General features: G+C 67.1%; 22 protein-coding genes, 1 tRNA gene and 1 riboswitch. Of the genes, 15 read left to right on the forward strand and 8 right to left on the reverse strand.

Going from position 1 to position 23,062, the window contains the following annotated elements:
- The 4 genes from SB771_RS31845 (at window position 1) to SB771_RS31860 (ending at window position 3,642) form a co-directional block, all read left to right on the forward strand.
- Entirely contained in the window at window positions 1-1,026 is a 1,026-nt protein-coding gene (locus SB771_RS31845; protein ID WP_175660998.1) for an adenosine deaminase, read from the forward strand.
- Window positions 1,027-1,053: 27 nt separating this feature from the next.
- Window positions 1,054-1,437: a hypothetical protein gene (locus SB771_RS31850; RefSeq protein ID WP_175660997.1), complete on the forward strand. Its 384-nt coding sequence runs from the start codon at window positions 1,054-1,056 to the stop codon at window positions 1,435-1,437.
- The gene (guaD, locus tag SB771_RS31855) at window positions 1,434-2,750 is read left to right on the forward strand and encodes a guanine deaminase (protein WP_175660996.1); all 1,317 of its coding nucleotides are present in this window, start codon (window positions 1,434-1,436) and stop codon (window positions 2,748-2,750) included. The genes SB771_RS31850 and guaD overlap by 4 nt, the downstream gene beginning before the upstream one ends.
- A gap of 100 nt (window positions 2,751-2,850) precedes the next feature.
- Window positions 2,851-2,992: riboswitch (yybP-ykoY riboswitch) on the forward strand.
- A 77-nt stretch (window positions 2,993-3,069) separates the two neighbouring features.
- Window positions 3,070-3,642: a TMEM165/GDT1 family protein gene (locus SB771_RS31860; protein ID WP_126227339.1), complete on the forward strand. Its 573-nt coding sequence runs from the start codon at window positions 3,070-3,072 to the stop codon at window positions 3,640-3,642.
- Window positions 3,643-3,699: 57 nt separating this feature from the next.
- On the opposite strand, the gene SB771_RS31865 is transcribed toward SB771_RS31860, so the two are convergent.
- Window positions 3,700-4,392: a DUF4136 domain-containing protein gene (locus tag SB771_RS31865; RefSeq protein ID WP_175705034.1), complete on the reverse strand. Its 693-nt coding sequence runs from the start codon at window positions 4,390-4,392 to the stop codon at window positions 3,700-3,702.
- Between the two features lie 187 nt (window positions 4,393-4,579).
- On the opposite strand from SB771_RS31865, the gene pepN reads away from it, so the two are divergent.
- From pepN to SB771_RS31900, 7 genes are all read left to right on the forward strand, one after another.
- Window positions 4,580-7,273: an aminopeptidase N gene (pepN, locus tag SB771_RS31870; RefSeq protein WP_175660994.1), complete on the forward strand. Its 2,694-nt coding sequence runs from the start codon at window positions 4,580-4,582 to the stop codon at window positions 7,271-7,273.
- 288 nt (window positions 7,274-7,561) lie between these two features.
- Entirely contained in the window at window positions 7,562-8,581 is a 1,020-nt protein-coding gene (locus tag SB771_RS31875; protein WP_012363316.1) for a class 1 fructose-bisphosphatase, read from the forward strand.
- Window positions 8,582-8,789: 208 nt separating this feature from the next.
- Window positions 8,790-8,865 (forward strand) — tRNA-Thr (locus SB771_RS31880).
- Window positions 8,866-9,055: 190 nt separating this feature from the next.
- Window positions 9,056-9,865, forward strand: a complete 810-nt coding sequence (locus tag SB771_RS31885) for a helix-turn-helix transcriptional regulator (protein ID WP_175660993.1) — start codon at window positions 9,056-9,058, stop codon at window positions 9,863-9,865.
- 174 nt (window positions 9,866-10,039) lie between these two features.
- Complete coding sequence (locus SB771_RS31890) at window positions 10,040-11,788, forward strand: FAD-dependent oxidoreductase (RefSeq protein ID WP_175660992.1); 1,749 nt, start codon at window positions 10,040-10,042, stop codon at window positions 11,786-11,788.
- Window positions 11,785-12,003 carry a hypothetical protein gene (locus SB771_RS31895; protein ID WP_175660991.1) on the forward strand — a complete coding sequence of 73 codons (219 nt, stop codon included), beginning with the start codon at window positions 11,785-11,787 and terminating at the stop codon, window positions 12,001-12,003. The genes SB771_RS31890 and SB771_RS31895 overlap by 4 nt, the downstream gene beginning before the upstream one ends.
- 260 nt (window positions 12,004-12,263) lie before the next feature.
- Window positions 12,264-12,518: a GlsB/YeaQ/YmgE family stress response membrane protein gene (locus tag SB771_RS31900; RefSeq protein ID WP_006753220.1), complete on the forward strand. Its 255-nt coding sequence runs from the start codon at window positions 12,264-12,266 to the stop codon at window positions 12,516-12,518.
- An 82-nt stretch (window positions 12,519-12,600) separates the two neighbouring features.
- On the opposite strand, the gene SB771_RS31905 is transcribed toward SB771_RS31900, so the two are convergent.
- From SB771_RS31905 to SB771_RS31920, 4 genes are all read right to left on the reverse strand, one after another.
- Window positions 12,601-13,083 carry a TlpA family protein disulfide reductase gene (locus SB771_RS31905; RefSeq protein WP_175660990.1) on the reverse strand — a complete coding sequence of 161 codons (483 nt, stop codon included), beginning with the start codon at window positions 13,081-13,083 and terminating at the stop codon, window positions 12,601-12,603.
- Window positions 13,080-14,339, reverse strand: coding sequence for a sialidase family protein (locus SB771_RS31910; protein ID WP_175660989.1), 1,260 nt, complete (start codon window positions 14,337-14,339; stop codon window positions 13,080-13,082). The genes SB771_RS31905 and SB771_RS31910 overlap by 4 nt, the downstream gene beginning before the upstream one ends.
- Window positions 14,327-16,681, reverse strand: a complete 2,355-nt coding sequence (locus SB771_RS31915; protein WP_175660988.1) for a TonB-dependent receptor — start codon at window positions 16,679-16,681, stop codon at window positions 14,327-14,329. Before SB771_RS31915 ends, SB771_RS31910 begins: the two co-directional genes overlap by 13 nt.
- Before the next feature lie 128 nt (window positions 16,682-16,809).
- Window positions 16,810-17,199 (reverse strand): DUF2946 domain-containing protein, encoded by a 390-nt coding sequence (locus SB771_RS31920; RefSeq protein WP_175660987.1) that lies wholly within the window; start codon window positions 17,197-17,199, stop codon window positions 16,810-16,812.
- Between the two features lie 197 nt (window positions 17,200-17,396).
- On the opposite strand from SB771_RS31920, the gene SB771_RS31925 reads away from it, so the two are divergent.
- Together SB771_RS31925 and SB771_RS31930 are read left to right on the forward strand one after the other, a co-directional pair.
- A complete protein-coding gene (locus SB771_RS31925; protein WP_006756195.1) occupies window positions 17,397-17,543 on the forward strand; it encodes a hypothetical protein in 147 nt (48 codons plus the stop codon).
- A 224-nt stretch (window positions 17,544-17,767) separates the two neighbouring features.
- Window positions 17,768-18,361, forward strand: a complete 594-nt coding sequence (locus tag SB771_RS31930) for a chorismate mutase (protein ID WP_175660986.1) — start codon at window positions 17,768-17,770, stop codon at window positions 18,359-18,361.
- A 33-nt stretch (window positions 18,362-18,394) separates the two neighbouring features.
- Here SB771_RS31930 and SB771_RS31935 read toward each other — a convergent pair whose 3' ends face one another.
- Complete coding sequence (locus SB771_RS31935) at window positions 18,395-19,522, reverse strand: exonuclease domain-containing protein (protein ID WP_175660985.1); 1,128 nt, start codon at window positions 19,520-19,522, stop codon at window positions 18,395-18,397.
- 162 nt (window positions 19,523-19,684) lie between these two features.
- Window positions 19,685-19,888 carry a cold-shock protein gene (locus SB771_RS31940; protein ID WP_006750857.1) on the reverse strand — a complete coding sequence of 68 codons (204 nt, stop codon included), beginning with the start codon at window positions 19,886-19,888 and terminating at the stop codon, window positions 19,685-19,687.
- A 391-nt stretch (window positions 19,889-20,279) separates the two neighbouring features.
- Here SB771_RS31940 and SB771_RS31945 point away from each other — a divergent pair, with 391 nt between their 5' ends.
- Window positions 20,280-20,543: a hypothetical protein gene (locus SB771_RS31945; RefSeq protein WP_012363306.1), complete on the forward strand. Its 264-nt coding sequence runs from the start codon at window positions 20,280-20,282 to the stop codon at window positions 20,541-20,543.
- 508 nt (window positions 20,544-21,051) lie between these two features.
- Window positions 21,052-22,194, forward strand: coding sequence for a porin (locus SB771_RS31950; protein ID WP_175660984.1), 1,143 nt, complete (start codon window positions 21,052-21,054; stop codon window positions 22,192-22,194).
- 102 nt (window positions 22,195-22,296) lie between these two features.
- Here SB771_RS31950 and greB read toward each other — a convergent pair whose 3' ends face one another.
- A complete protein-coding gene (greB, locus tag SB771_RS31955) occupies window positions 22,297-22,860 on the reverse strand; it encodes a transcription elongation factor GreB (RefSeq protein ID WP_006750853.1) in 564 nt (187 codons plus the stop codon).
- Between the last annotated feature and the right edge of the window lie 202 nt (window positions 22,861-23,062).

A 23,062-nucleotide genomic window follows, 5' to 3' on the forward strand; every position in this document is an offset into this window, starting at 1 on the left:
ATGACCCCGACATTCAAGGACAAGATTGCCCGCGCACCGAAAGCGGAACTGCACATCCATATCGAAGGCTCGCTCGAGCCGGAACTGATTTTCGCGCTCGCGCAACGCAACGGCGTGAAGCTCGCGTACGAGTCGATCGACGCGCTGCGCGCCGCTTACGCGTTCACCGACCTGCAGTCGTTCCTCGACATCTATTACGCAGGCGCGAGCGTGCTGCTGACCGAGCAGGATTTCTACGACATGACGGCCGCGTACTGCGAACGCGCGCTCGCCGACAACGTCGTCCACACCGAACTGTTCTTCGACCCGCAGACGCACACCGAACGCGGCGTGCCGATCGAGACGGTGGTGGCCGGCATCGACCGCGCGCTCGCCGATGCCGAGCCACGCGGGCTCTCGAGCAAGCTGATCCTGTGTTTCCTGCGCCACCTGTCCGAAGAAGACGCGCTCGCGACGTTCGAATCCGCGCGGCCGCTGTTCGAACGCTATCGCCGCCGGCTGATCGGCGTCGGCCTCGACTCGTCCGAGCTCGGCCATCCGCCCACGAAGTTCGCGCGCGTGTTCGAGAAGGCGCGTGCGCTCGGGCTGAAGCTCGTCGCGCATGCGGGCGAGGAAGGCCCGCCCGCCTACATCCACGAAGCGCTCGACGTGCTGAAGGTCGACCGGATCGACCACGGCGTGCGCAGCATCGAGGATGCGGCGCTCGTCGAACGCCTCGCGCGCACGCGCGTGGCGCTGACCGTGTGCCCGCTGTCGAACCTGAAGCTGTGCGTGTTCGACGACATGGCGAAGCACACGCTGAAGGCGCTGCTCGATCGCGGCGTCGCGGTGACGATCAACTCCGACGATCCGGCCTACTTCGGCGGCTACGTCAACGACAACTACTTCGCGACGGTCGACGGGCTGCAGCTGACGGACGCCGAAGTGCATACCGTGATCCGCAACGGCTTCGAGGCATCGTTCGTCGACGCGGCAGCGCGCGACGCGCTGATCGCGCGTCTCGATTCGTACTGGCAGGCCGCGTGACGGCCGGCATCGAGGTTCGCTAGACAGATGAAACAGCGCGACGACATCCGCTTCGCGACCGCCGGTTCGGCCCTGCGCCGCGCCGGCCGCATGCGTGCGCGGCACCGGCGCGCCGGCATCGCGCCCGTCGCTCGCGCGGCGACGGCGTTGCGCGTCGTCGTGCACCGAAGCCTGTCGTTGCGGCGCGTCATGCCGCTCGCCGCCGCGCGCGTCGCGATCGCCGCGCCGTCCGCCGGCAACGGCGTGATGACGGCCGCGACGCTCGCGTGCGCACGCGCAGTCCGCGGCGCGCCCGCGTTCTCGCGTCGCCGCCTCGCACATGCGCGGGCCGCGCCCTTCATGCCGTCGCCCGCGCGGCACCGACCGTTTTCTTCTGTTCGCCTTACCTTGATGCAGGACCATTCGTCATGACGCAAACCGCTTTCCGTTCCCAGCTGCTGACCTTCAACGGCGACCCGGCGCAGTCGAGCCAGGCCGCGAACCACGAGACCGACGGCCTGCTGATCGTCGACGACGGCAAGGTCGTCGCGGCCGGCCCGTATGCGCGGCTCGCCCCGACGCTCGCGCGCGATGCGGTCGTCCACGACCTGCGCGACAAGCTGATCGTGCCCGGCTTCATCGACACGCACATCCACTATCCGCAGACGGACATGATCGCGTCGCCTGCCCCCGGCCTGCTGCCGTGGCTCGACAAGTACACGTTCCCGACCGAGCGCAAGTTCGGCGATCCTGAGCATGCGCGCGAGGTCGCCGACTTCTTCGTCGACGAACTGCTCGCCTGCGGCACGACGAGCGCGCTCGTCTACTGCACGGTGCACAAGCAGTCGGCCGACGCGCTGTTCGCGGCGAGCGCTGCCCGCGACGTGCGGATGATCGCGGGCAAGGTGCTGATGGACCGCAACTGCCCCGAGTTCCTGCGCGACACCGCACAATCGGGCTATGACGACAGCGCCGAGCTGATCGGCCGCTGGCACGGCAACGGCCGCCAGCTGTACGCGCTCACGCCGCGCTTCGCGCCGACGTCCACCGAGGCGCAGCTCGAGGCGTGCAGCGAACTCGCGCGCCGCCATCCGGACGTGTTCGTGCAGAGCCACGTCGCGGAAAACGTCGATGAAGTGAAATGGGTCGCGGAGCTGTTCCCCGGCCACCGCAGCTATCTCGACATCTACGATCGCTACGGGCTGCTGCGTCCGCGCGCGGTGTACGGCCACTGCATCCACCTCGACGACGAGGACCGCCGCCGGATGGCCCAGACGCGCACCGTCGTCGCGCACTGCCCGACGTCGAACTTCTTTCTCGGCAGCGGACTGTTCGACTTCGACAAGGCCGGCGAATACGGCGTGCCGGTCACGCTCGCGACCGACGTCGGCGGCGGTACGTCGTTCTCGATGCTGCAGACGATGAACGAGGCGCACAAGGTCGCGCGACTGTCGGGTCACCACCTGAGCGCGACGCGGATGTTCTGGCTCGCCACGGCCGGCGCCGCGCAGGCGCTCGATCTCGCCGACACGGTCGGCACGCTCGCGCCGCGCACCGAAGCCGACTTCATCGTGCTCGACCCGCAGGCCACGCCGCTGCTCGCACGCCGCACGAAGCGCGCGGATTCGCTCGAGGAGCTGCTGTTCGCGTTCGCACTGCTCGGCGACGACCGCGCCGTGTATCGCACGTACGCGGCCGGCCGGCTCGTGCACGAGCGCGGTGCCGCACGCCGCGCCGCCGCTTAACGCGCGCGTTTGCCCGCTTCCTCCCCCGCTCCGGCGTGCGCCACGGCGCATCCCGGAGCCGCCGGATTCGCTCCGCCCGCCGCACGCACCGTGCTAGAATTCGGCCCTCATTGGGGAGTAGCCGCTCCGCTCGATGTCCCGCGCTCCCGGCGCGCATCGTGACGGAGGCGTCCGTCAACAGACTTGGCCATTCATTTGGCCATGGCGGACGCAGCCACCGAGGCCTGGCGAGACCGATGGTTCACTGCGCGCCGCATCAGGGCCCGGCGCGCGGCGGATCGTCGCTCGCACGCACAACATCGGCCCGTGGAACCCATACGTGTCTCAAGCCTTCCTGATCTCCACCGGCGCCGTCGCCCTCGCTGAAATCGGCGACAAGACCCAACTGCTGTCCCTCGTGCTGGCCGCGCGCTATCGCAAGCCCGTGCCGATCATTCTCGGCGTGCTCGTCGCGACGCTCGTGAACCACGGCTTCGCCGGTGCGTTCGGCGAGTGGCTCGGCATACTCGTCACGCCGTCGATCATGCGCTGGGCGCTCGCGTTCTCGTTCATCGCGATGGGATTGTGGATCCTCGTGCCGGACAAGCTCGATGCCGACGAAGCCAATGCGGCCCGCTCGCGGCTCGGCGTGTTCGGCGCGACGCTCGTCGCGTTCTTTCTCGCGGAAATGGGTGACAAGACGCAGATCGCGACCGTCGCGCTCGCCGCGCGCTTCCAGGATTACATCGGCGTGGTGGCCGGCACGACCTTCGGGATGATGCTCGCGAACGTGCCCGCGATCTTGCTCGGCGACCGTTTCGCGCACCGGCTGCCGACGAAGCTGGTGCACGGCATCGCGGCCGTGCTGTTCGTCGTGCTGGGCGTGCTGGCGTTGCTGGGCGTCGGGTTCTGACGCATACAACGCAGGCAGTTGGCGCGGCCGGGCGGCCGCGCCGGTGTCGACAGCGCGTTACTTCGCGACCGCCGCACCCGAGGCCGGCACCGCACGCTCGTTGGCGGCCGGCGCCGCGGGCCCGCCGCGCTTGTCGACCGGCAGCCGCACCGTGCGGATCGCGCCGTTCGCCAACGGGAAATCGGCGAGCGCGCTGCGCGCGAGGAACGGCATCGCATACAGCAGCGCACCGTTGTCGCCGGTGGTGCGCGCGGTCACGTTGTAGACCTCCTTGCCGGTCGCGCGCTCGGTGATCCGGATGCCGAGCGTGTAGTCGAACACCTGGTAGGTCTGCGCGACATAACCGGCCGGCATCGGCCCCCAGGGCCCCCACGGGCCCCACGGCCCGCCCCGCCAGTACGGCCCCGGCCCCGCGAACCACGGGTCGTAGTAGACCGGCTGCGGCACCGTCACCAGATCGCTGCCGACCCCGTAGGTCAGCCCGACCAGGTAGCGCGCCTGCGCGGCCGGCACCGGCCGGAATGCGTACGCGGACAACTCGTTCGCGACGATCGGCTCGTAGGTCGACTGCTCGATGCTGTGCTTCTGCGCATCGGTGCGCGTGAAGGCGTAAGTGCGTGTCGCGTCGCTGCCGCTCCAGTCGGAGAAGGCCGTGACCTGCGTCGTCACGTAGCTGGTGCAGCCCGTCAGCAGCGCCACGCACAGCACCGCCGCCCAGCCCGCACCGCGTTGAATCCATTCGCGTTTCATGTCGATCCTCGTCGATCCGTCATCCGTCCGTCGCACCGCGCGAACCGCACGGGATGCCGATAATACGCGGACTGCCCGAACCGGTAAAAAGTTCGCTGCGGCGCGCGGCCGCAAGCCTTTGTACAATGGCCCGATTCGCCCGGTCCGCGCTGCGGGTCCGATCCCCACCCCTCCGATCTCGACGACCATGTCCGACAACGCCTCCTCCACCGTGATCCGCCGCGCCGACTACACGCCGCCGGCCTTCCTCATCGATTCCGTCGCACTCGAGTTCGATCTCGCGCCGGCCCGCACGATCGTCAGGAATACGATGCGCGTGCGCCGCAATCCGGACGCGGCGCCCACCCCGCATCTGGAGCTGATGGGCGAAGCGCTCGAATTCCTCGGCGCGCGGCTCGACGGCGCGCCGTACGGTGCGGTGCGCGCGAACGACCACGGGCTGACCGTCGAAAACGTGCCCGACGCGTTCGAGCTCACGCTCGAGAGCGCGTGCGCGCCCGACCAGAACACGACGCTGTCCGGCCTGTACGTGTCGAGCGGCAACTTCTTCACGCAGTGCGAGGCCGAAGGCTTTCGCCGCATCACCTACTTCCTCGACCGCCCCGACGTGATGGCGTCGTACACCGTCACGCTGCGCGCCGACAAGGCCGCCTATCCGGTGCTGCTGTCGAACGGCAACCTGGTCGACTCGGGCGAGCTGCCCGACGGCCGCCACTTCGCGAAATGGGAAGACCCGTTCCGCAAGCCGAGCTACCTGTTCGCGCTCGTCGCGGGCAAGCTGGTCGCGATCGAGGAGAAGATCACGTCCGGCTCCGGCAAGGAAAAGCTGCTGCAGGTGTGGGTCGAACCGGCCGATCTCGACAAGACCCGTCACGCGATGGATTCCCTGATCCACTCGATCCGCTGGGACGAGAAGCGCTTCGGTCTCGAGCTCGATCTCGACCGCTTCATGATCGTCGCGGTCGGCGACTTCAACATGGGCGCAATGGAGAACAAGGGGCTCAACATCTTCAACACGAAGTACGTGCTGGCGAACCCCGAGACCGCGACCGACACCGACTTCGCGAACATCGAGTCGGTGGTCGGCCACGAGTACTTCCACAACTGGACCGGCAACCGCGTGACCTGCCGCGACTGGTTCCAGCTGAGCCTGAAGGAAGGCCTGACGGTGTTCCGCGATCAGGAGTTCTCGGCCGACATGGCGGCGGGCGACGACGTCGCATCGGCGGCCCGCGCGGTCAAGCGCATCGAGGACGTACGCGTGCTGCGCCAGTTGCAGTTCGCCGAGGACGCGGGCCCGATGGCGCATCCGGTGCGTCCGGAAAGCTACGTCGAGATCAACAACTTCTACACGATGACCGTCTACGAGAAAGGCTCGGAAGTCGTGCGGATGTACCAGACGCTGTTCGGCCGCGACGGGTTCCGCAAGGGAATGGACCTGTACTTCCAGCGCCACGACGGGCGCGCGGTGACGTGCGACGACTTCCGTCACGCGATGGCCGATGCGAACGGGCGCGATCTCGCGCAGTTCGAGCGCTGGTACAGCCAGGCCGGCACGCCGCGCGTGGCGGTGCGTACCGCGTACGACGCGGCCGCACGCCGCTACACGGTCACGCTTTCGCAGGGCTACGGCGACGCGTCGCCGGCGGCGCGCGACACGCAACAGGGGCCGCTGCTGATCCCGTTCGCGATCGGCCTGATCGGCCGCGACGGCCGCGACCTGCCGCTGCGCGTCGACGGCGAAGCCGCCGCGGCGGGCACGACGCGCGTGCTCGAGTTCACCGACACCGAGCAGACCTTCACGTTCGTCGACGTGCCGGAACAGCCGCTGCCGTCGCTGCTGCGCAATTTCTCGGCGCCGGTGATCGTCGAGTACGACTACAGCGACGACGATCTCGCATTCCTGCTCGCGCATGACAGCGACCCGTTCAACCGCTGGGAAGCCGGCCAGCGCCTCGCGACGCGCGCGCTGCTGACGCTCGCCGCGCGCGCCGCCGCGAACCAGCCGCTCACGCTCGGCGAGAACTTCGTCGCCGCGTTCCGCCGCGTGCTGACCGATGAAAACCTGTCGCCCGCGTTCCGCGAACTCGCGCTGACGCTGCCGTCGGAAACCTATCTCGCCGACCAGATGGCGGAATCCGATCCGGCCGCCGTGCATCGCGCACGCCAGTTCGTGCGCCGCCAGCTCGCGACCGCGCTGCGCGCCGAGTGGCTCGCAGCGTACGAGCAGCACCAGACGCCCGGCGCATACGAGCCGACGCCCGAAGCGTCCGGCCGCCGCGCGCTGAAGAACCTCGCGCTCGCGTATCTCGCCGAACTCGAGGATCCGGCCGACGCCGTGCGCATCGCGACCGCGCAGTACGACGCCGCGAACAACATGACCGATCGCGCCGCCGCGCTGGGCGCGCTGCTGTCCGCCGCGGCCTCGGGCGCGAACGACGCGGCCACGCACGCGCTCGACGACTTCTACCGTCGCTTCGAGAAGGAAGCGCTCGTGATCGACAAGTGGTTCGCGATGCAGGCCGCGCAACGCGGTACGGCCGCCCAGCCGACGCTCGCGAAAGTCCGCAAGCTGATGGCCCACCCCGCGTTCAACCTGAAGAACCCGAACCGCGCACGCTCGCTGATCTTCAGCTTCTGCGCGGCGAACCCGGCGCAATTCCACGCGGCGGATGGTTCGGGCTACGCGTTCTGGGCCGAGCAGGTGCTCGCGCTCGACGCGATCAACCCGCAAGTCGCCGCGCGCCTCGCCCGCTCGCTCGAACTGTGGCGCCGCTTCACGCCGGCGCTGCGCGACCGGATGCGCGAAGCGCTCGAGCAGGTCGCGGCCGGCGCGAAATCGCGCGACGTGCGCGAGATCGTCGAGAAGGCGCTCGCGTAACGGCACGTACGCGATTCGCGTCGCGCTCCCGCGCGCAGAAGCCGGCGCCGCTCCGTTGCGGCGCCGGCTTTTTTGTCGGCTGAAGGTTCGCGGGGTCGGAGCCGGAGAGCACGTTCGACCGGTCGGCAGTGGCGCCGCCGCAGGGCCGATCCGCCGCGCCGCACACGCGGGAACCCGCCCGAATCGGCCATCCGGCCATGTAACCGGACGAAAAAAGCCGGCGGCGCGGGAGGCGCGGCGGGTAAAATTGCGGGCATTCAAGGATTCTTTGGCCTTTCGGAGTCAGTCATGTCCATTGCCCGTCGCACCACGCTGTCGAAGTTCCTGATCGAACAGCAACGCGAGACCAACAACCTCCCCGCCGACCTGCGCCTGCTGATCGAAGTCGTCGCACGCGCGTGCAAGGCGATCAGCTACAACGTGTCGAAGGGCGCGCTCGGCGAAGCCCTCGGCACCGCCGGCAGCGAGAACGTGCAGGGCGAAGTGCAGAAGAAGCTCGACATCCTGTCGAACGAGATCCTGCTCGACGCGAACGAATGGGGCGGCAACCTCGCCGCGATGGCGTCGGAGGAGATGGAAACGTTCTTCCCGATCCCCGCGAACTACCCGCGCGGCGAATACCTGCTCGTGTTCGATCCGCTCGACGGCTCGTCGAACATCGACGTGAACGTGTCGATCGGCACGATCTTCTCGGTGCTGCGCTGCCCGGACGGCAAGCAGGCCACCGAGGAATCGTTCCTGCAGCCGGGCACGGAGCAGGTCGCGGCCGGCTACGCGGTGTACGGCCCGCAAACGGTGTTCGTGCTGACGACCGGCAACGGCGTCAACTGCTTCACGCTCGACCGCGAAGTCGGTTCGTGGGTGCTCACGCAAAGCAACATGCAGATCCCGGCCGATACGCGCGAATATGCGATCAACGCGTCGAACGCGCGCCACTGGTACGAGCCGGTCCAGCGCTACGTCGACGAACTGAACGCCGGCAAGGACGGCCCGCGCGGCGACAACTTCAACATGCGCTGGATCGCGTCGATGGTGGCCGACGTGCACCGGATCCTGAACCGCGGCGGCATCTTCATGTACCCGGCCGACAAGCGCACGCCCGATCGCCCGGGCAAGCTGCGCCTGATGTATGAAGCGAACCCGATGTCGTTCATCGTCGAACAGGCGGGCGGCGCCGCGACGACGGGCACGCAGCGCATCATGGAAGTGCAGCCGACCGGCCTCCACCAGCGCGTGCCGGTCTTCCTCGGTTCGAAGAACGAAGTCGAGCGCGTGACCAGCTATCACGCCGAAGGCGAAGGCAAATAAATTCGCCCCGCAGCTCTGGACGAAGGGGCGAGACGTCAGTACAATCGCGCCTTCGCGATGTGGCCCTGACAGGCTGCGTCGCAGTGAAGTGAAAGCGGGAAGTCCGCCGGATCGATGGTTTCGTGAAGCAGCGGCAGCAAGCTGAAAAAAATTCGCAAAACCTATTGCCAAGATCTCGGATTTGACCATATAATTTCATTTCTCTGCTGCCGGTGTAGCTCAGTTGGTAGAGCAGCGCATTCGTAATGCGAAGGTCGTAGGTTCGACTCCTATCTCCGGCACCAAGACATAAAGGCCTGACAAGCATCGCTTGTCAGGCCTTTTCTCTTTTTCAGCCGCGTTTTTTCGGGCCGCGTTTCCGATACACGAAATCGTGCGCCCGCCCCGTCGTTTTCGCTTGCGGGCATCCCCCGACTCCCACCCCGCGCACCGCCGATTACAATCGCCGGATCACCCTGCCCTCCCCCTGCATTCATGCGCACCTGGCGTCTCGAGCGACCGAACCTCAGCGGGCAACTGGACGTGCGCCGCGCGACCGGCCTCGTCGCCGCGATCGGCGGCAGCGAGCCGAACGCGTTCGCCGCGGAAATCCTGAAGCTGTTCGACGATGCGCTGTCCGTCACGCAGTGCACGATCTTCGCGTACGAGTTCGGCAACCGGCCGCGCACCGTGTCGGTCGCCGATCATCGCGGCGGCCGCTACCTGCGCGATGTCGCCGACACCTACGCGCGACATTTCTATGCGCTCGACGGCAACCAGACGATCGTCTCGGCCGCCGGTCGCGGCGCGCATCGCCGCGACGTGCTGCTGCATCAGCAGGCCGGCGACGAGATCGGTCACGACGCGTATCGCGCGGCCTGCTATCGCGGCCCCGACGTATCCGATCGCCTCGCGCTGCTGATGCAGCCGAACGACTCGACCTGGTTGTCGATCAACCTGTATCGCGCGCATCGCAGCGGCGCATTCCAGCCGCGCGAGATCGCAGCCATCGAAACGCTCGCGCCGCTGATCGCGCAGGCGGCGCAACATCACTACGCGCTCGCGGGCTCGACGCAGATCGGCATCCCGCAACTGATGCTCGCGCGGCTGCGCGGCGCCTGTCCGGCGTTGTCCAAGCGCGAACTCGACGTGCTGCGCGGTGTGCTCGAAGGCCTGAGCGCGCGGGAAATCGGCGACACGATCGGCGTGAAAGCGTCGAGCGTCGTCACCTACCAGAAGCGCGCGTACCGGCGTCTCGGCATCTCGAGCCAGCGCCAGCTGTTTGCGCTGTGCCTGCAACCGTGAACGGCGCGCGCCGATCCTGAACGCGTCGGGGTAAATCCCGACCCACCGCCAGCCGTTCGCCGTACCCGGAATGGGGACAACGGTGACCGGCGCGGTTTCCATACTGCATCGACCCGCCGCACGCGTCGCGTCGTCGCGCGCGTGCGTCCGCTCACTGCAACCTGGAAGCCAACGATGGGCATCGAATTCAAGCCATATCCGTTCGTCGCCGCGCGTCATCCGGCGCACCTGCCGACCTGCCGCGGCGGTGTCGATACGCAGCGGCACCGCGTCGCGATCGTCGGCGGCGGGCCGGTCGGTCTCGCCGTCGCACTCGGCCTCGCCAACCACGGCATCCGCAGCGTGCTGCTCGAAGCCGACGACTCGGTCTGTCACGGCAGCCGCGCGATCTGCATCTCGCGACGCAGCCTCGAGATCATCGAGCGGCTCGGCGCGCTCGACGACTTCCTGCGCGTCGGACTGCCGTGGAGCGGCGGGCGCAGCTTCCATCGTCGCGACGAGGTGCTGCATTTCACGATGCCGCAGGACGAGAACCAGAAGCTGCCGCCGATGGTGAACCTCGCGCAGTATCACATCGAACAGTTTCTGCTCGATGCCGCGCTGCGCCGCCCCGAGCTCATCGAGATCCGCTGGCAGGCGAAGGTCGCGGGCGTCACGCGGCACCCGGACGGCGTGCGCGTCGACATCGACACGCCGCTCGGCGGCTACGCGCTCGATGCCGACTGGATCGTCGCGAGCGACGGCGGGCGCAGCACGGTGCGCGATGCGCTCGGCCTGTCGCTTCAGGGCACGAGCTACGAAGGCCGCTACGTGATCGTCGACATCGCGCTCGACAGCGACCGGCCGACCGAACGGCTCGCGTATTTCGACCCGCCGTCGAACCCCGGCTCGACGGTGCTCGTCCACAAGCAGCCCGACAACGTGTGGCGGATCGACTACCAGCTGCGCGACGATGAGGATCCCGAAGCAGCAGTGAAGCCCGAGAACGTGATCCCGCGCGTGCAGAACCTGCTGGACATGATGGGCGAACGCGGCGCGTGGTCGCCAATCTGGATCACGATCTACAAGGCGAACGCGCTGACGCTCGAACGCTACCGGCACGGCCGCGTGCTGTTCTGCGGCGACGCCGCGCACCTGGTGCCGATCTTCGGCGTGCGCGGCGCGAATTCGGGCATCGACGACGCCGACAATGTCGCGTGGAAACTGGCGTACGTGATTCGCGGCCTCGCGTCGGACGCTCTGCTCGACAGCTATTCGGACGAGCGGGTGTTCGCGACGCACGAGAACCTGCGCTACGGCACCAAGAGCACCGAGTTCATGGCGCCGCCGTCGTTCGCATTCGACCTGATGCGCAAGGCCGTGCTGACACTTGCTGTGCGGCATCCGGCGTTGCGTTCGCTGATCAATCCGCGCCAGACGACGGCCATCGCGTACACGGCGTCGCCGCTCAACGCGGACGAGCGCGATGCGTTTTCGGCCGGACCGGCGCCCGGCACGGTGCTCGCGGAGTGTCCGTTGATGCTGCAGGCGGCGTCGCGCGTCATCGGCAACGCCGGCAGCGCACGCCGCGGCCATCTGACCGATCTCGTCGGCCCATGCTTCACGGCGTTGCGCTTCACGCGCGATGGCGCACCCGATCCGTCGTTCACCGAACTCGAGCGCCACCTGCACGACGCCCGCATACCGTTCGCGCTGGTGACGCTCGCGCGGCATGCGCCGCCTCAACATCCGGGATGCAACGGCTACGATGCGGACGGCCGGCTGTTCGACCTGTACGGTGCGCGCGACGGCACCGTCTACCTCGTGCGTCCGGACGGACACGTGCTCGGCCGCTGGCACGACGCACGCCCCGCCGATCTAAGCGCAGCACTCGAGGGTGCGCTCCATCCGCGCACGTCAGCCGATCTTCAGGAGAACGCATGATGACCATGACTGACACCGAACGCGACATTCTCTACACCGACCTGTGCCGCGCGATGACCCGCATCGGCGAAACCGACGCCCCGCTCTTTCTCGCCCGCTTCGCGCTGCTGGCGATCGAGACGATCGGCGATACGGCGACCGTTACCCGCCTGATTGCAGATGCCGGCGACGGCCTGCCCGATACGGGCGCACCGGCGCCACCCTGCGGACAATGACGCAGGACACACCGCCGGGCTGACATCACACTCCTTACGAATTCATTTCGTCGCGCATCGTCTTCGCACCCGTCGCGCCGTAGGCAGACGAATCCCCTGGAAAAAGCCGTTAAGGGTGCATAACATTACTTAACGATTCCGACCCGTCTATCGCGTTACATTGCGTGGGCGGCGCGGCGGGTCGCATGCCGCCTTCCTGCAGCTTGCGGCGAAACAGCCGACGTCCGGTCATTTCGACTCAATACAAGGAGAGGATCACCATGACTCATGGCTTGATTATGTGGCTCATCATCGGCGCGATCGCCGGCTGGCTGGCAGGCCTGCTGGTCAAGGGCGGCGGGTTCGGCCTGATCGTCGACATCATCGTCGGTATCGTCGGCGCGGTGATCGGCGGCTGGCTGGCCGGGATGCTCGGCATCACCATCGGCAGCGGCTTCATCGGCTCGGTGATCGTCGCTGTCATCGGCGCCGTGGTCCTGCTGTTCGTGATCCGGCTATTCAGGCGCGCGGCCTGACGATCTTCTCGCGCGCCTTCGGGCGCGCTCGTTCGTTTTCGCATCGAAGCGGCGCGCGACATCCCGCGCGCCGCCTTCCGTTTCAGCGGCGCTTGCCGCGCTGCGACCAGCCGTCGAGCACGTCGGTCGTCAGCAATCCGCTGCGCGCTTCGCGTGCGCCGTCGCGACCGATCCACACGGTACGCGGCATTTCTCCCCGCCATCCCGCATCGAGCGCCGCCCGCAGACGCTCGGGCATCGGCTCCGCGTTCGCATACTGCGCGACCTGCGGCGGCAGGTTCATTTGCGCGAGCGCCTGGGTGATCGCGGTGCCGTTGTCGTCATAAGCGTCCATCGCGACCATGGCGAGCTGCACGTCCGGATGCCGGCGCTGCCACGCGACGAGATGCGCGGCGTTCTCGCGGCAGTATCCGCAATCGAGCGACCAGATCTCGACCGCGAGCGGCCGTTCGTGCGCCGTCGCATACAACTTCGCGACCTCGGCCACGCGCAGCGGCTGCAGCTCGCCGGCCCACGCCGGCAGGCTCGCGAGCACGGCGCCGATCAATACCGTCAGCCGTTTCATTGCGCGCCCTCCACGGGAATCAGCCGGTAGCCGTCGTTACGCGTACGCCATGACAGATAGATGCGCCCCGCGTCGTCGAGCAGTTGCGGATTGTCGCTCGCGCCCGACGTCGACGCGATCACGCGCGGCGCCGACCAGTGCTCGCCGCGCTCGTCGGAGCGGCGCAGCTTGATCTGCATCGTGTCGCCGTCGAACGCCTTCCACGCGAGCCAGACGACGTCGCCGTGCGCGACGAGCGCCGCATGCGATGCCTGCTCGGCCGGCACCGCCGGATTCGCGCCGAATGCCCACGGCGTGCCGCGCGGCTGGCCATCGGCGCCGATGCGCGAGTAGAACACGTCGGCGCGGCCATCGACGACGCCGAACCACGCGATATGACGCGTACCGTCGGGCGTGATCGCAAGCGCCGGCCCGTGCTCGGGGCAGGCCTCGACATGCCAGTTCGAGAACGTCGCACGCACCGGCACGACGGGCTCCGACGCCGACACAGGCAGCACCGCGAGCGCATGGTCGCGGATCTGTCCGGGGAATACGTTGCGCCACACGCCTTCGATGTGTCCGGCCGGATCGATCGCCATCGCGATGCGGCAGCATTCGCACGTATGGTCGGTCACCTTGCGCTCGGGCTCGAACGACGCGCCGCCGTCGCGCGACACCGCGTAGTAGACGGCCGCGCCTTCATACGCGTGCCCCGCCGCCTTCGCCGCGACGAGATCGCGCTTGTCGATCCACGCGATCGCGATATTGCCGGCCGGATCGACGGCCATCATGTCGAAGCGGTGCGTGATCGCCTGCCGGTCGCGATGCACGGTGACGGGCACGCTCCAGGTCGCCCCGCCGTCGAGCGAGCGCGCGAAGCGCACCATGCCGGTGTACGGCGCATCGAGCGGCATCGACCACGACACGTACACCGCACGGCCGTCGGGGCTCGTCGCGATCTTCGGCCGATTCTCCGCGCTCGTGTAGATCGGCTCGGGCATCGCGTTGACCGTCACGGGCGCGGACAGCGTGCGGCCCGCGCCGTCCGAGTGCGCGACGACGACGTGCGCGCCTTCGACCCATGCGACCCACAGGCGGTGCCGCGCGTCGAACGCGGCGCCGGTCGCGAGCGGCTGCTTCTGTTGCGCCGGCGCGGCCTGCATGCTCATGTGCGCGGCATGCGGATCGGCGGTTTTCGGTGCGTCGTGCGCGCCGGCGGGCGACAGCGCCGCGAGCCACAGCGCGCAGCCTGCCGCGAACGATTTCACAGCGACCATTTCAGTTCTCCAAAGAAAGTGCGGCCCGGATACGGGTGGAACACGTAGTAGCGGCGGTCCGTCAGGTTGTCGATGCCGACCGACGCGGTCCAGTGACGGTCGAACCGGTAGCGCGCCTTCAGGTCGACGACCGTGAAGGTGCTCGTGCCGCCGTACACGTCCGGATTCACGTCGCTGTTGTCCAGCGTGTTGAACTGGCGACCGGAGTACCGGACGCCGACGCTCGCGAGCCAGTGCTCGTCGAAGCGGTACGACGCGAGCAGGTTCGCGCGCATGCGCGGGATGCGTGGAAAGCGCGAGCCGACGTACGCGGGATTCGCGGTGTCGGCCAGGATCTGCGCATTGCTCGCCGACACATTCGCGTCGATGTCGAGCCCGCGCAGCCCGACGTTGCGGCCGCTGAATCCGAGTTCGACGCCGTGCACGCGCACGCGATCGACGTTCGAGATGTTGGTGACGGTCGACGCGCCCGACACCGTCGTCTGGCTGTAGATCGAATCGCGCAGGTCGCTCTGGAACACGCTCGCGCGCACGACGCCGACGCCCACGTCGCGCTCGGCCGTGAAGTCCCAGTCGATCGCCTTTTCCGGCCGCAGGCTCGGGTTGTTGTTGACGATCGCGTTGTTCGAGATCGTGCCCTGGAACAGCTCGCCGACCGTCGGGAAGCGCGTGCCCGTCGCGAACGACACCCGGAAGCGCCACACATCCGTCGCGTCCCACTGCAACGCGACTTTCGGCGACAGCGCATTCGCGCCGCGGTCCGCGTAACCGACCGTGCCGCCCGCGTTACCGAGCGCGCCGCCGTATGCATCCCAGCGCTCGTAGCGCAGGCCGAGGGTCGCGAGCCAGCCGGGCGCGAAACGCCACGCGTCCTGCGCGAACAACGCCTGCGTGCGCGTATCGCCCTGGTAGACGCTCGCGAGCGAGGTGGTCGGCCCGGCCAGCCAGTCGGCCGTGTTGTACGTGACGTTGCGCAGGAAATAGTTGTCGTAGTGATAGCCGAACGTGAACGTATGGCCCTTCACTTCCGGCGCCTCGGCCTTCAGGTCCAGCGTACGCCAGCCCGTGCCGTCGCCCTGGAACAGCGTGCCCGCCCCGCCCTGCGCGGTCGATGCCGCGCGCAGCACGTCGCGCGACACGTCGTAGGCGGACACCACGCCCGACAGCCGCCAGCCCGAATCGAGCCGGCCGTTCAGGCCGAGCGCGTACAGCCAGTTCTCCTGGTCGCCGCGCTGCGGCGCGAACGCGCTTGGCGCGACGGTCATGTTGCGGCCGCCGATCGACACATTGCCGCCGTAGACGGGATTGCCGGCCGCGTCGCGCAGGAAGGTCTCGCCGTGCTGCCGGAAATGGTTCTCCCAGTGCCCGAGCGTCAGCGTCGCGTCCACGCGGTCCGTGAACGCATAGCCCATCCGGACCGTCTCGTTGAGCTGCTCGGTACGCTCGATGTTCTGCGCACCGACGATCGTGCGCGGCTTGCCGTTGGGTCCGATGTCGGTGGCCGCGCCTGTGACGGGCACCGCTGCGCCAAGCTTCGGGTTGTACGCCGAATTGGGGCTTGCATACTGCATCGGCTGACCGTCGTTCTCCAGCCGGTCGAGCGACAGCGAGAACCAGAATTTGCCGATCCGGTTCGCGATCCGCGCGGTCTGGTGGTTGCCGCCGAAGCTGTCCGCCAGCCCGTAGCCGTCGTGATAGCGCTGCGTGAAGAACTGCGTCGACAGCGACGCCTCGAGTTTGTCGGGCCGCCGCGTGGTCAACAGCACGGTCGAGCCGATCGCGTTGCCGGGGTACAGCGCGGAAAAGGGGCCATACAGCACGTCGACGCGCTCGATATCGTCGGGCGCGATCAGCGACCAGCGCGGCGGGTACGCATAGCTCGAGCCGAGCAGGTTCGACAGCAGCAGGCCATCGGCATACACGAGCCCGCGCGCACTCTGCAGTTCGTTGAAGTCGCGGCCGGCGAACACGCTGTTGCGGTCGCCGATGTAGCGCTTGCGCACCATCAGGTTGGGCGCGTACTTCAGCGCGTCCTCGGTCGTGACGTTGATGTGCGCGTCGATCTGCTCGCGCGTGATCGACTCGACGACGGCCGGCGTATCCGGATCGACGGGTTGCCGCCGGGCGGTGACGCTGACCTCGGTCAGCGTGTCGCCCGGCGGCGCGGGCACGACCGCGGCAACCGATGCGGCGCGGCCGGCCGGGTTGCCCGAGCCGCCGGGCACCGGCTCGGCGGATGCGCGATCGATCGCAGCCGCCTGCGCGGCGGGCCAGGCAAAAGCGGCCGCGCACGCGAGCGCGAGCCGACCGCGCGACGGCCGCGCGGCGAAGGTGAACGACATGGATGAATTCCTGAAAACGTGACCGGGAGCCACCGGACGCGGGCCGACGCGCCGCGCGCCTACGGCGCGGCGCGCGGACCGGGCCGCGGGCGGCACGCGCGCCACGGGGGGCGCGCGAACGATGTCAATCAGATCGGGACGTTTTCAGGCGGACCGCGCGGCTGCGCGAGGCGGATGCCCTTGCGGGGAAAATCGGGAACGGCCGGGGCGGCCGCCCGGTATGCGAACGCGCGCACGAAACCCGGCAACGCGGGCAGGCTCGCGCCGAGCGCGACGTTCGACGCGAAGCCGGGACAGTACACGCAGTGCGGCACGCCGGCATGGTCGAACGACGCTGCGCCGCGATCGTCGCCGGACTGCGCGAGGGTGACCTGACGCGCGCCTGCCGCGCTGCACAGCTCGAGCGTGAGCTCGCCGGAACCGCTCGACGCGAGACGCGCGTAGCCGATGACGGGCGACAGTACGTTCAGTACCAGCGCCAGCCATACGAGGCCGATCCATCGCGTCGTCCGTTTCATCGCGGTCCAGGAAAAAGTGCGCGCAAGTATAGCAAGCACCCGCCGCTTGCCGATTGAGCCGGAGGCAATAGTCGGCATCGCACGGCGCGCCGCAGCGCATGTGCCGTTAATACAACAGAGACAAAATCTAACGATTCGCCGCTGGCACAAATCCGAGCGCGAGGTTGATAATTATTGGACCTGCTGGAGAAACGACCATGGACGAAAGACCAACTCGCATGCCCCCGCCCGAGCAAGTGATGAGCCCGGATCCGGAACCCGTCGGCGTGGAATTCCTCGCCGAATTGCCCGATCACGTCCGGGCATTCTTCGACGAGCAGCACAAGCTGTACTCGCCGAAGTGAACCTGCGTCCGGTTCTGTAACCGCCGCGTGTCGATCGAGACCATGCGGTTCATCGCTGCGTTTTCGGCGCAGATCGCTTCGCACCCGGGCTGCAACGGCCTGACGGTGCCGGGTCAGCGCGTCCGCTGATTCTTCTGTCGCGTCGTTTCGCCGCGCGACTGTCTTCGTCTATCCTTCTGGTTTTCCACCTCCGGCCCGCCCGGCTCTCCCGATCGATCGTTCCGATGAAACAAGCCATTCGTGCCAGCGTCGCTGTCGCCGCGCTCGGCGTCGCCCTTTTTTCGTCACCGCTTGTCGCGCGCGCCGACGGCGACGACACCGCGCTCACCAACCTCGTCGCACTCGCGTCGCAGCGGATCGCGCTTGCCGAACCCGTCGCACGCTGGAAATGGGCGAACCACAAGGCGATCGAGGATCAGCCGCGCGAAGCGGAACTGCTCGCATCGGTGGAGAAGCGCGCCGCCCAATCGGGCCTGGATCCGGCGTTCGCGCGGACGTTCTTCGAGGATCAGATCGCCGCGAGCAAGGACGTGCAGAACGCGCTCTTTGCCACCTGGCGCGCGACGCGGCCGCCCGAAGGCACGCCGCCCGACCTGGCGACCAGCACGCGGCCGGCGCTCGACCAGCTCACGCAAAAGATGCTGGCCGGCCTAGGACGGATCGCGCCGCTGCGCGACGCGCCCGATTGCCAGGCGCGGCTCGCCCGCAGCATCGCGAACTGGAAGGCGCTCACCCGCTACGACGCGAGCCGCTCGCAGGCGCTCGACACCGCGCTGTCGCACGTATGCTCGGCCGGCGGCGCCAGCGCGATCGGCTGACGACGCGCCACCGCGCGCCGCGGCACGCGGCACTCAGTCGGCTGGCGTGAGCGCCGCGAGCGGAATCAGTTGCAGGCCGCGCGCGAGATGGGTCTGCAGCAGGCGATGGGTATGGGGTTCGTACGCACCGTCCAGGCCGTCGGCCGCGAGCCGCAGGGCCGCGTCGAGTGATTCGGCCGCACCGAGATAGCGCCACCCGTCGATCACGTGAAACAGGCGGCGCTCGTCGCCGGCTTCGAATGCGACCGCGCCGTCGAACGGCCAGCCCGCATTGCCCGCACGGGCTTTGTCGGCCGCGGGACGCCGGTTGTGCGACGGACGCAGGCGGGCGATCCACTGCGCTTCGGCGAGCATCGCGCCCAGCTCGTTGCCGGTCTCCCGCCATTCGACTCGCCGCACCTGCTGCGCGAGCCGCATTTCCTTCGACGAGCGCCGCTCGCCGGTCAGCAACGCGCGCAAGCGCTGCCGCACCCGCACACTGCGCCCGACGTAAAGGGCTTCGTCGCCCTCCCCGAACAGCGCGTACACGCCGCATCCGGCGGGCGCGGTATCAAGCCACGCTTCGGTCATGCCGCCCGCGAGACGGAAGTGGCGCGTCGTACGCGCAATCTGGTCGCGCAGACGCTCGAGCGGCACGATCTCGTGCAACTGCCGCCAGAACTGCCAAAGGAGATCGGCATCCGCGAGCGCCCGGTGGCGGGCCGCGGGAACGAGGCCATGCCGATCGATCAGCGCATCGAGACCGTGCCGCGCCTCGCGGGGAAACAGCGCGCGCGACAGCCGCACCGTACACAGCACGTCCGGATTGAACGCGATGCCGGCACGTTCGAATTCCGCGCGCAGGAAGCCGCGGTCGAAGCTCGCGTTGTGCGCGACGAACAGCTTGCCGTCGAGCCGCTCGAACAACGTGGGCGCGAGCGACGCGAACGACGGCGCGTCGCGCACCATGTCGTCCGAAATGCCGGTCAGTTGCTGGATGAACGGCGGAATCGACTGTCCCGGGTTGACCAGCGTCGTCCACGTCGACACACCGAGCGGGCCGATTTCGACCACGCCGATTTCGGTGATGCGGTGCTCGGCGGACGAGCCGCCGGTGGTTTCAAGGTCGACGAAGACGAGCGGCTGCTCGCAGGCGGGATCGGACGGACAGGAATCGGACATGAAAAATGCAGGGAAACGGTGCTTTCGTGAGTATGCACCGGCATGCACGTTCAGGACCAGTCCGAACCGGAAACGATTCGCCGGCGGCCCATTTTCGTGCCCCAAAAAAACAAAAAGCCCCCGCGATGCGGGGGCCGGACGTGATCGGCAGTGCGTGGCGCGTCAGACCGCCTGGATATTCGCTGCCTGCTTGCCTTTCGGCCCGAGTTTCACCTCAAAGGAAACGCGCTGGTTTTCCTTCAGCGTTTTGAAGCCGTCCATCCGGATTTCGGAAAAGTGCGCAAACAAATCTTCGCCGCCATTGTCTGACGTAATAAAGCCGAAACCTTTAGCATCGTTAAACCATTTTACGATACCGGTATCCATACCTTTCTTCCCCACTCGTTTAGATCAAAAAAGCTACTGATATAGCCGCCTCCCGAAATCCCGCAACGGCGCGCCGATACCCACCCCCAGCGCTCCGCCCGGGGACGGAGTGCTCACTTTATAAATTGGACAATCCGGGTGCGTCAAGAAAATTTTTGAGGCGTTCTTTATCAAAAAGACGTCAATACCACTGGAATCGGTACACCATCCTCTTTTATTAATTGATTCGCATCAAAAACCTGTCAATATTACCGGGATCAGATCCCCAATAATCAATGCAGTGAAAAACCTACCGAGAGAAAACGGGTCGGTAAAATCCTCGGGTTTTTTCGGGTTGCGAAAAGCGGGGGACGTTGCGATGCTGGTGCCAAGCAATGGAAGGAGAAGGGTCATGTGGCTGGATGGAATCAAGCGCTTCGCGAGCCGGCTCGCACGCGCACGCCGCAAGTCCCGCGCGCTGGCCGAGCCTCGTGAAGCGCCGTGCGATACCGAGTTCGATCCGAACTGGCACGGCGATCATTGGCAGAACCTGCTGGCGTCGCCGCTGGACGCTCGGCACTACGTGATGGAAGACTGGACTTATACGCCGCCGCAGGCCGAAGCCGAGGATCCGCCGCCGGCTGCCAAGCGCAAGCGACGCTCGTACATGCAGTAAGGCCAGCAGAGATCGGGAAGACCGGGCAAAAAAAAAGCGCGACTGGGAAGTCGCGCCGACAAAGGTTTGGAGATCTTTTCCGTCAACGAAAAAGTCTGCTTCGGAAAGCAGAGATCGCAGTATAGCGAGAGAACATCCTTTCATTATCCATGCTCCACACAAACCTCTATTGCCGATGTGTCAATAATCGCGCTAGGCCTACCCTCGTCTGCCACTGAAGGCCTGTCGCGCTCGCGCAACGCCTGGTACGCAGTCCTGAGTAGTATTTCCGCCCGCTGCGCCGCAGCAAAGTCTTGCTGGACGCGGCGCTCCGCGCATGCACCCATTTTTGCGCGATTCAAAATACAGTATTGCAGGAAGCGGTTTTCCTCCGCGCCGAGGCCGCTCCGTACACTGCAAATGGTTTTCCGACGAGGGTGCCGCGCCAACGCGCACGGCGTCGCCGACCGGTGACGCCGCCGATGCCCACAGCAGGTTCGATCGACATCATCCTGTTTGGAGACAGATCATGAAAAAGACCCTGATCGTCGCCGCATTGGCGGGCGTGGCTGCCAGCGCCGCCCATGCGCAAAGCAGCGTCACGTTGTACGGCCTGATCGATGCAGGCATCACCTACACGAACAACCAGCACGGTCACAGCGCGTGGCAGGAAACGAGCGGCTCGATCAACGGCAGTCGCTGGGGCCTGCGCGGCACCGAGGATCTCGGCGGCGGCCTGAAGGCGATCTTCACGCTGGAAAACGGCTTCGGCATCAACAACGGTTCACTGAAGCAGAACGGTCGCGAGTTCGGTCGACAGGCGTTCGTCGGGCTCGCGCACAACAGCTTCGGCTCGCTCACGCTCGGCCGCCAGTACGACAGCGTCGTCGACTACCTCGGCCCGCTGTCGCTGACCGGCACCCAGTACGGCGGCACGCAGTTCGCGCACCCGTTCGACAACGACAACCTGAACAATTCGTTCCGGATCAACAACTCGGTCAAGTACCAGAGCGCGAACTACGGCGGCCTGAAGTTCGGCGGGCTGTACGGCTTCTCGAATTCCACCGGTTTCGCGAACAATCGCGCGTACAGCGTCGGCGCGTCGTACAGCTACATGGGCTTCAACGTCGCGGCAGCGTACCTGCAGCTCAACAACAACATCAACGCGCTGGCGCTCGCGGCCAGCGACCCCGGCGCGGTGGCCGGCGACTGGACCTTCGCGGCCAGCCGGCAGCGCACGTGGGGCGCAGGCCTGAACTACACGTTCGGGCCCGCGACGGCCGGCTTCGTGTTCACGCAGACACGCCTGACCAATTCGGCCGGGATCAGCGCCGGGCAGTCCGGCGTGTCGACCGGCATCCCGCTCGCCGGCGGCACGCGCTTCAACAATTACGAGGTGAACGGCCGCTACGCGCTGACGCCGGCGTTCTCGCTCGCCGGCTCGTACACGTACACCGACAGTCGTCTCGACGGCCAGACGCCGAGCTGGCACCAGTTCAACCTGCAGGCCGACTATGCGCTGTCGAAGCGCACCGACCTGTACTTGCAGAGCGAATACCAGCGGGTCAATGCCAGTGGGCTGGCGATCGGCGCGAACATCAACGGGCTCGGCGCCGCGTCGTCGACGAACAAGCAGATCGCCGTCACGGCCGGCATGCGCCACCGCTTCTGAGCGATACGATCGGCGTAGGCCGTGCGGCCAAGACCGTCATGACGAAGCGCCCCACCCGGGGCGCTTGTTCGTTTCAGCGCGGCGTGGCGCGGATGCGTCGCTTCACGCGTTGCCCGGCGCCGGATAGCGAACGTCGAGCACGTCGATCGGCTGCGGGCCGGCCGGCGTCATCAGCGTGACGGTATCGCCGATCTTCGCCTTGATGAGCGCCCGCGCGACCGGCGAGATCCAGCTGACGCAACCGTGATCGAGATCGACCTCGTCGATCCCGACGATCGTGATGGTGTGATCCTCACCGTCCGGCGTCGCGTAGTCGACAGTCGCGCCGAAGAACACCTGGTCGACGTTCTCCTGCCGGCTCGCATCGACGACTTCGGCGAGATCGAGCCGCTTCGTCAGGAAGCGGATCCGGCGGTCGATCTCGCGCAGCCGCCGCTTGCCGTAGATATAGTCGCCGTTCTCCGAGCGGTCGCCGTTCGACGCGGCCCACGACACGAGGCGCACGACCTCGGGACGCTCGACGTCGATCAGGTTCAGGAGCTCGTCCCTGAGCCGCTTGTGGCCGGCCGGCGTGATGTAGTTCTTGGTGCCCGCCGGGATCGCGGGCTGACTCGGGTCGAGATCGTCGTCGTCACCGTCCGACTCTTTGACAAACGCCTTGTTCATGATGCGGATTCAAAACCTGGATGATCGATGCTTCAAGGGTACACGAACGCGGCCACGCAAGATCGTGCGACATATTTTGCGAAGAAGGCTTCCCTTTTTATACGACTCTGCTATACTTCCGCTTCTGCGTGCGGCTGTAGCTCAGTTGGATAGAGTACTTGGCTACGAACCAAGGGGTCGTGGGTTCGAATCCTGCCAGCCG

It is taken from the genome of Burkholderia sp. SIMBA_051, from assembly GCF_046534915.1.
Lineage (GTDB): Bacteria > Pseudomonadota > Gammaproteobacteria > Burkholderiales > Burkholderiaceae > Burkholderia > Burkholderia ambifaria.

Bases quoted from the DNA above. Each gene is read 5' to 3' on its own strand.
- SB771_RS31845 (WP_175660998.1), top strand. From the start codon at position 1: ATGACCCCGACATTCAAGGACAAGATTGCCCGCGCACCGAAAGCGGAA.
- SB771_RS31850 (WP_175660997.1), top strand. From the start codon at position 1,054: ATGAAACAGCGCGACGACATCCGCTTCGCGACCGCCGGTTCGGCCCTG.
- guaD (WP_175660996.1), top strand. From the start codon at position 1,434: ATGACGCAAACCGCTTTCCGTTCCCAGCTGCTGACCTTCAACGGCGAC.
- SB771_RS31865 (WP_175705034.1), bottom strand. From the start codon at position 4,392: ATGAAACGCGAATGGATTCAACGCGGTGCGGGCTGGGCGGCGGTGCTG.
- pepN (WP_175660994.1), top strand. From the start codon at position 4,580: ATGTCCGACAACGCCTCCTCCACCGTGATCCGCCGCGCCGACTACACG.
- SB771_RS31875 (WP_012363316.1), top strand. From the start codon at position 7,562: ATGTCCATTGCCCGTCGCACCACGCTGTCGAAGTTCCTGATCGAACAG.
- SB771_RS31885 (WP_175660993.1), top strand. From the start codon at position 9,056: ATGCGCACCTGGCGTCTCGAGCGACCGAACCTCAGCGGGCAACTGGAC.
- SB771_RS31890 (WP_175660992.1), top strand. From the start codon at position 10,040: ATGGGCATCGAATTCAAGCCATATCCGTTCGTCGCCGCGCGTCATCCG.
- SB771_RS31895 (WP_175660991.1), top strand. From the start codon at position 11,785: ATGATGACCATGACTGACACCGAACGCGACATTCTCTACACCGACCTG.
- SB771_RS31900 (WP_006753220.1), top strand. From the start codon at position 12,264: ATGACTCATGGCTTGATTATGTGGCTCATCATCGGCGCGATCGCCGGC.
- SB771_RS31905 (WP_175660990.1), bottom strand. From the start codon at position 13,083: ATGAAACGGCTGACGGTATTGATCGGCGCCGTGCTCGCGAGCCTGCCG.
- SB771_RS31910 (WP_175660989.1), bottom strand. From the start codon at position 14,339: ATGGTCGCTGTGAAATCGTTCGCGGCAGGCTGCGCGCTGTGGCTCGCG.
- SB771_RS31915 (WP_175660988.1), bottom strand. From the start codon at position 16,681: ATGTCGTTCACCTTCGCCGCGCGGCCGTCGCGCGGTCGGCTCGCGCTC.
- SB771_RS31920 (WP_175660987.1), bottom strand. From the start codon at position 17,199: ATGAAACGGACGACGCGATGGATCGGCCTCGTATGGCTGGCGCTGGTA.
- SB771_RS31925 (WP_006756195.1), top strand. From the start codon at position 17,397: ATGGACGAAAGACCAACTCGCATGCCCCCGCCCGAGCAAGTGATGAGC.
- SB771_RS31930 (WP_175660986.1), top strand. From the start codon at position 17,768: ATGAAACAAGCCATTCGTGCCAGCGTCGCTGTCGCCGCGCTCGGCGTC.
- SB771_RS31935 (WP_175660985.1), bottom strand. From the start codon at position 19,522: ATGTCCGATTCCTGTCCGTCCGATCCCGCCTGCGAGCAGCCGCTCGTC.
- SB771_RS31940 (WP_006750857.1), bottom strand. From the start codon at position 19,888: ATGGATACCGGTATCGTAAAATGGTTTAACGATGCTAAAGGTTTCGGC.
- SB771_RS31945 (WP_012363306.1), top strand. From the start codon at position 20,280: ATGTGGCTGGATGGAATCAAGCGCTTCGCGAGCCGGCTCGCACGCGCA.
- SB771_RS31950 (WP_175660984.1), top strand. From the start codon at position 21,052: ATGAAAAAGACCCTGATCGTCGCCGCATTGGCGGGCGTGGCTGCCAGC.
- greB (WP_006750853.1), bottom strand. From the start codon at position 22,860: ATGAACAAGGCGTTTGTCAAAGAGTCGGACGGTGACGACGACGATCTC.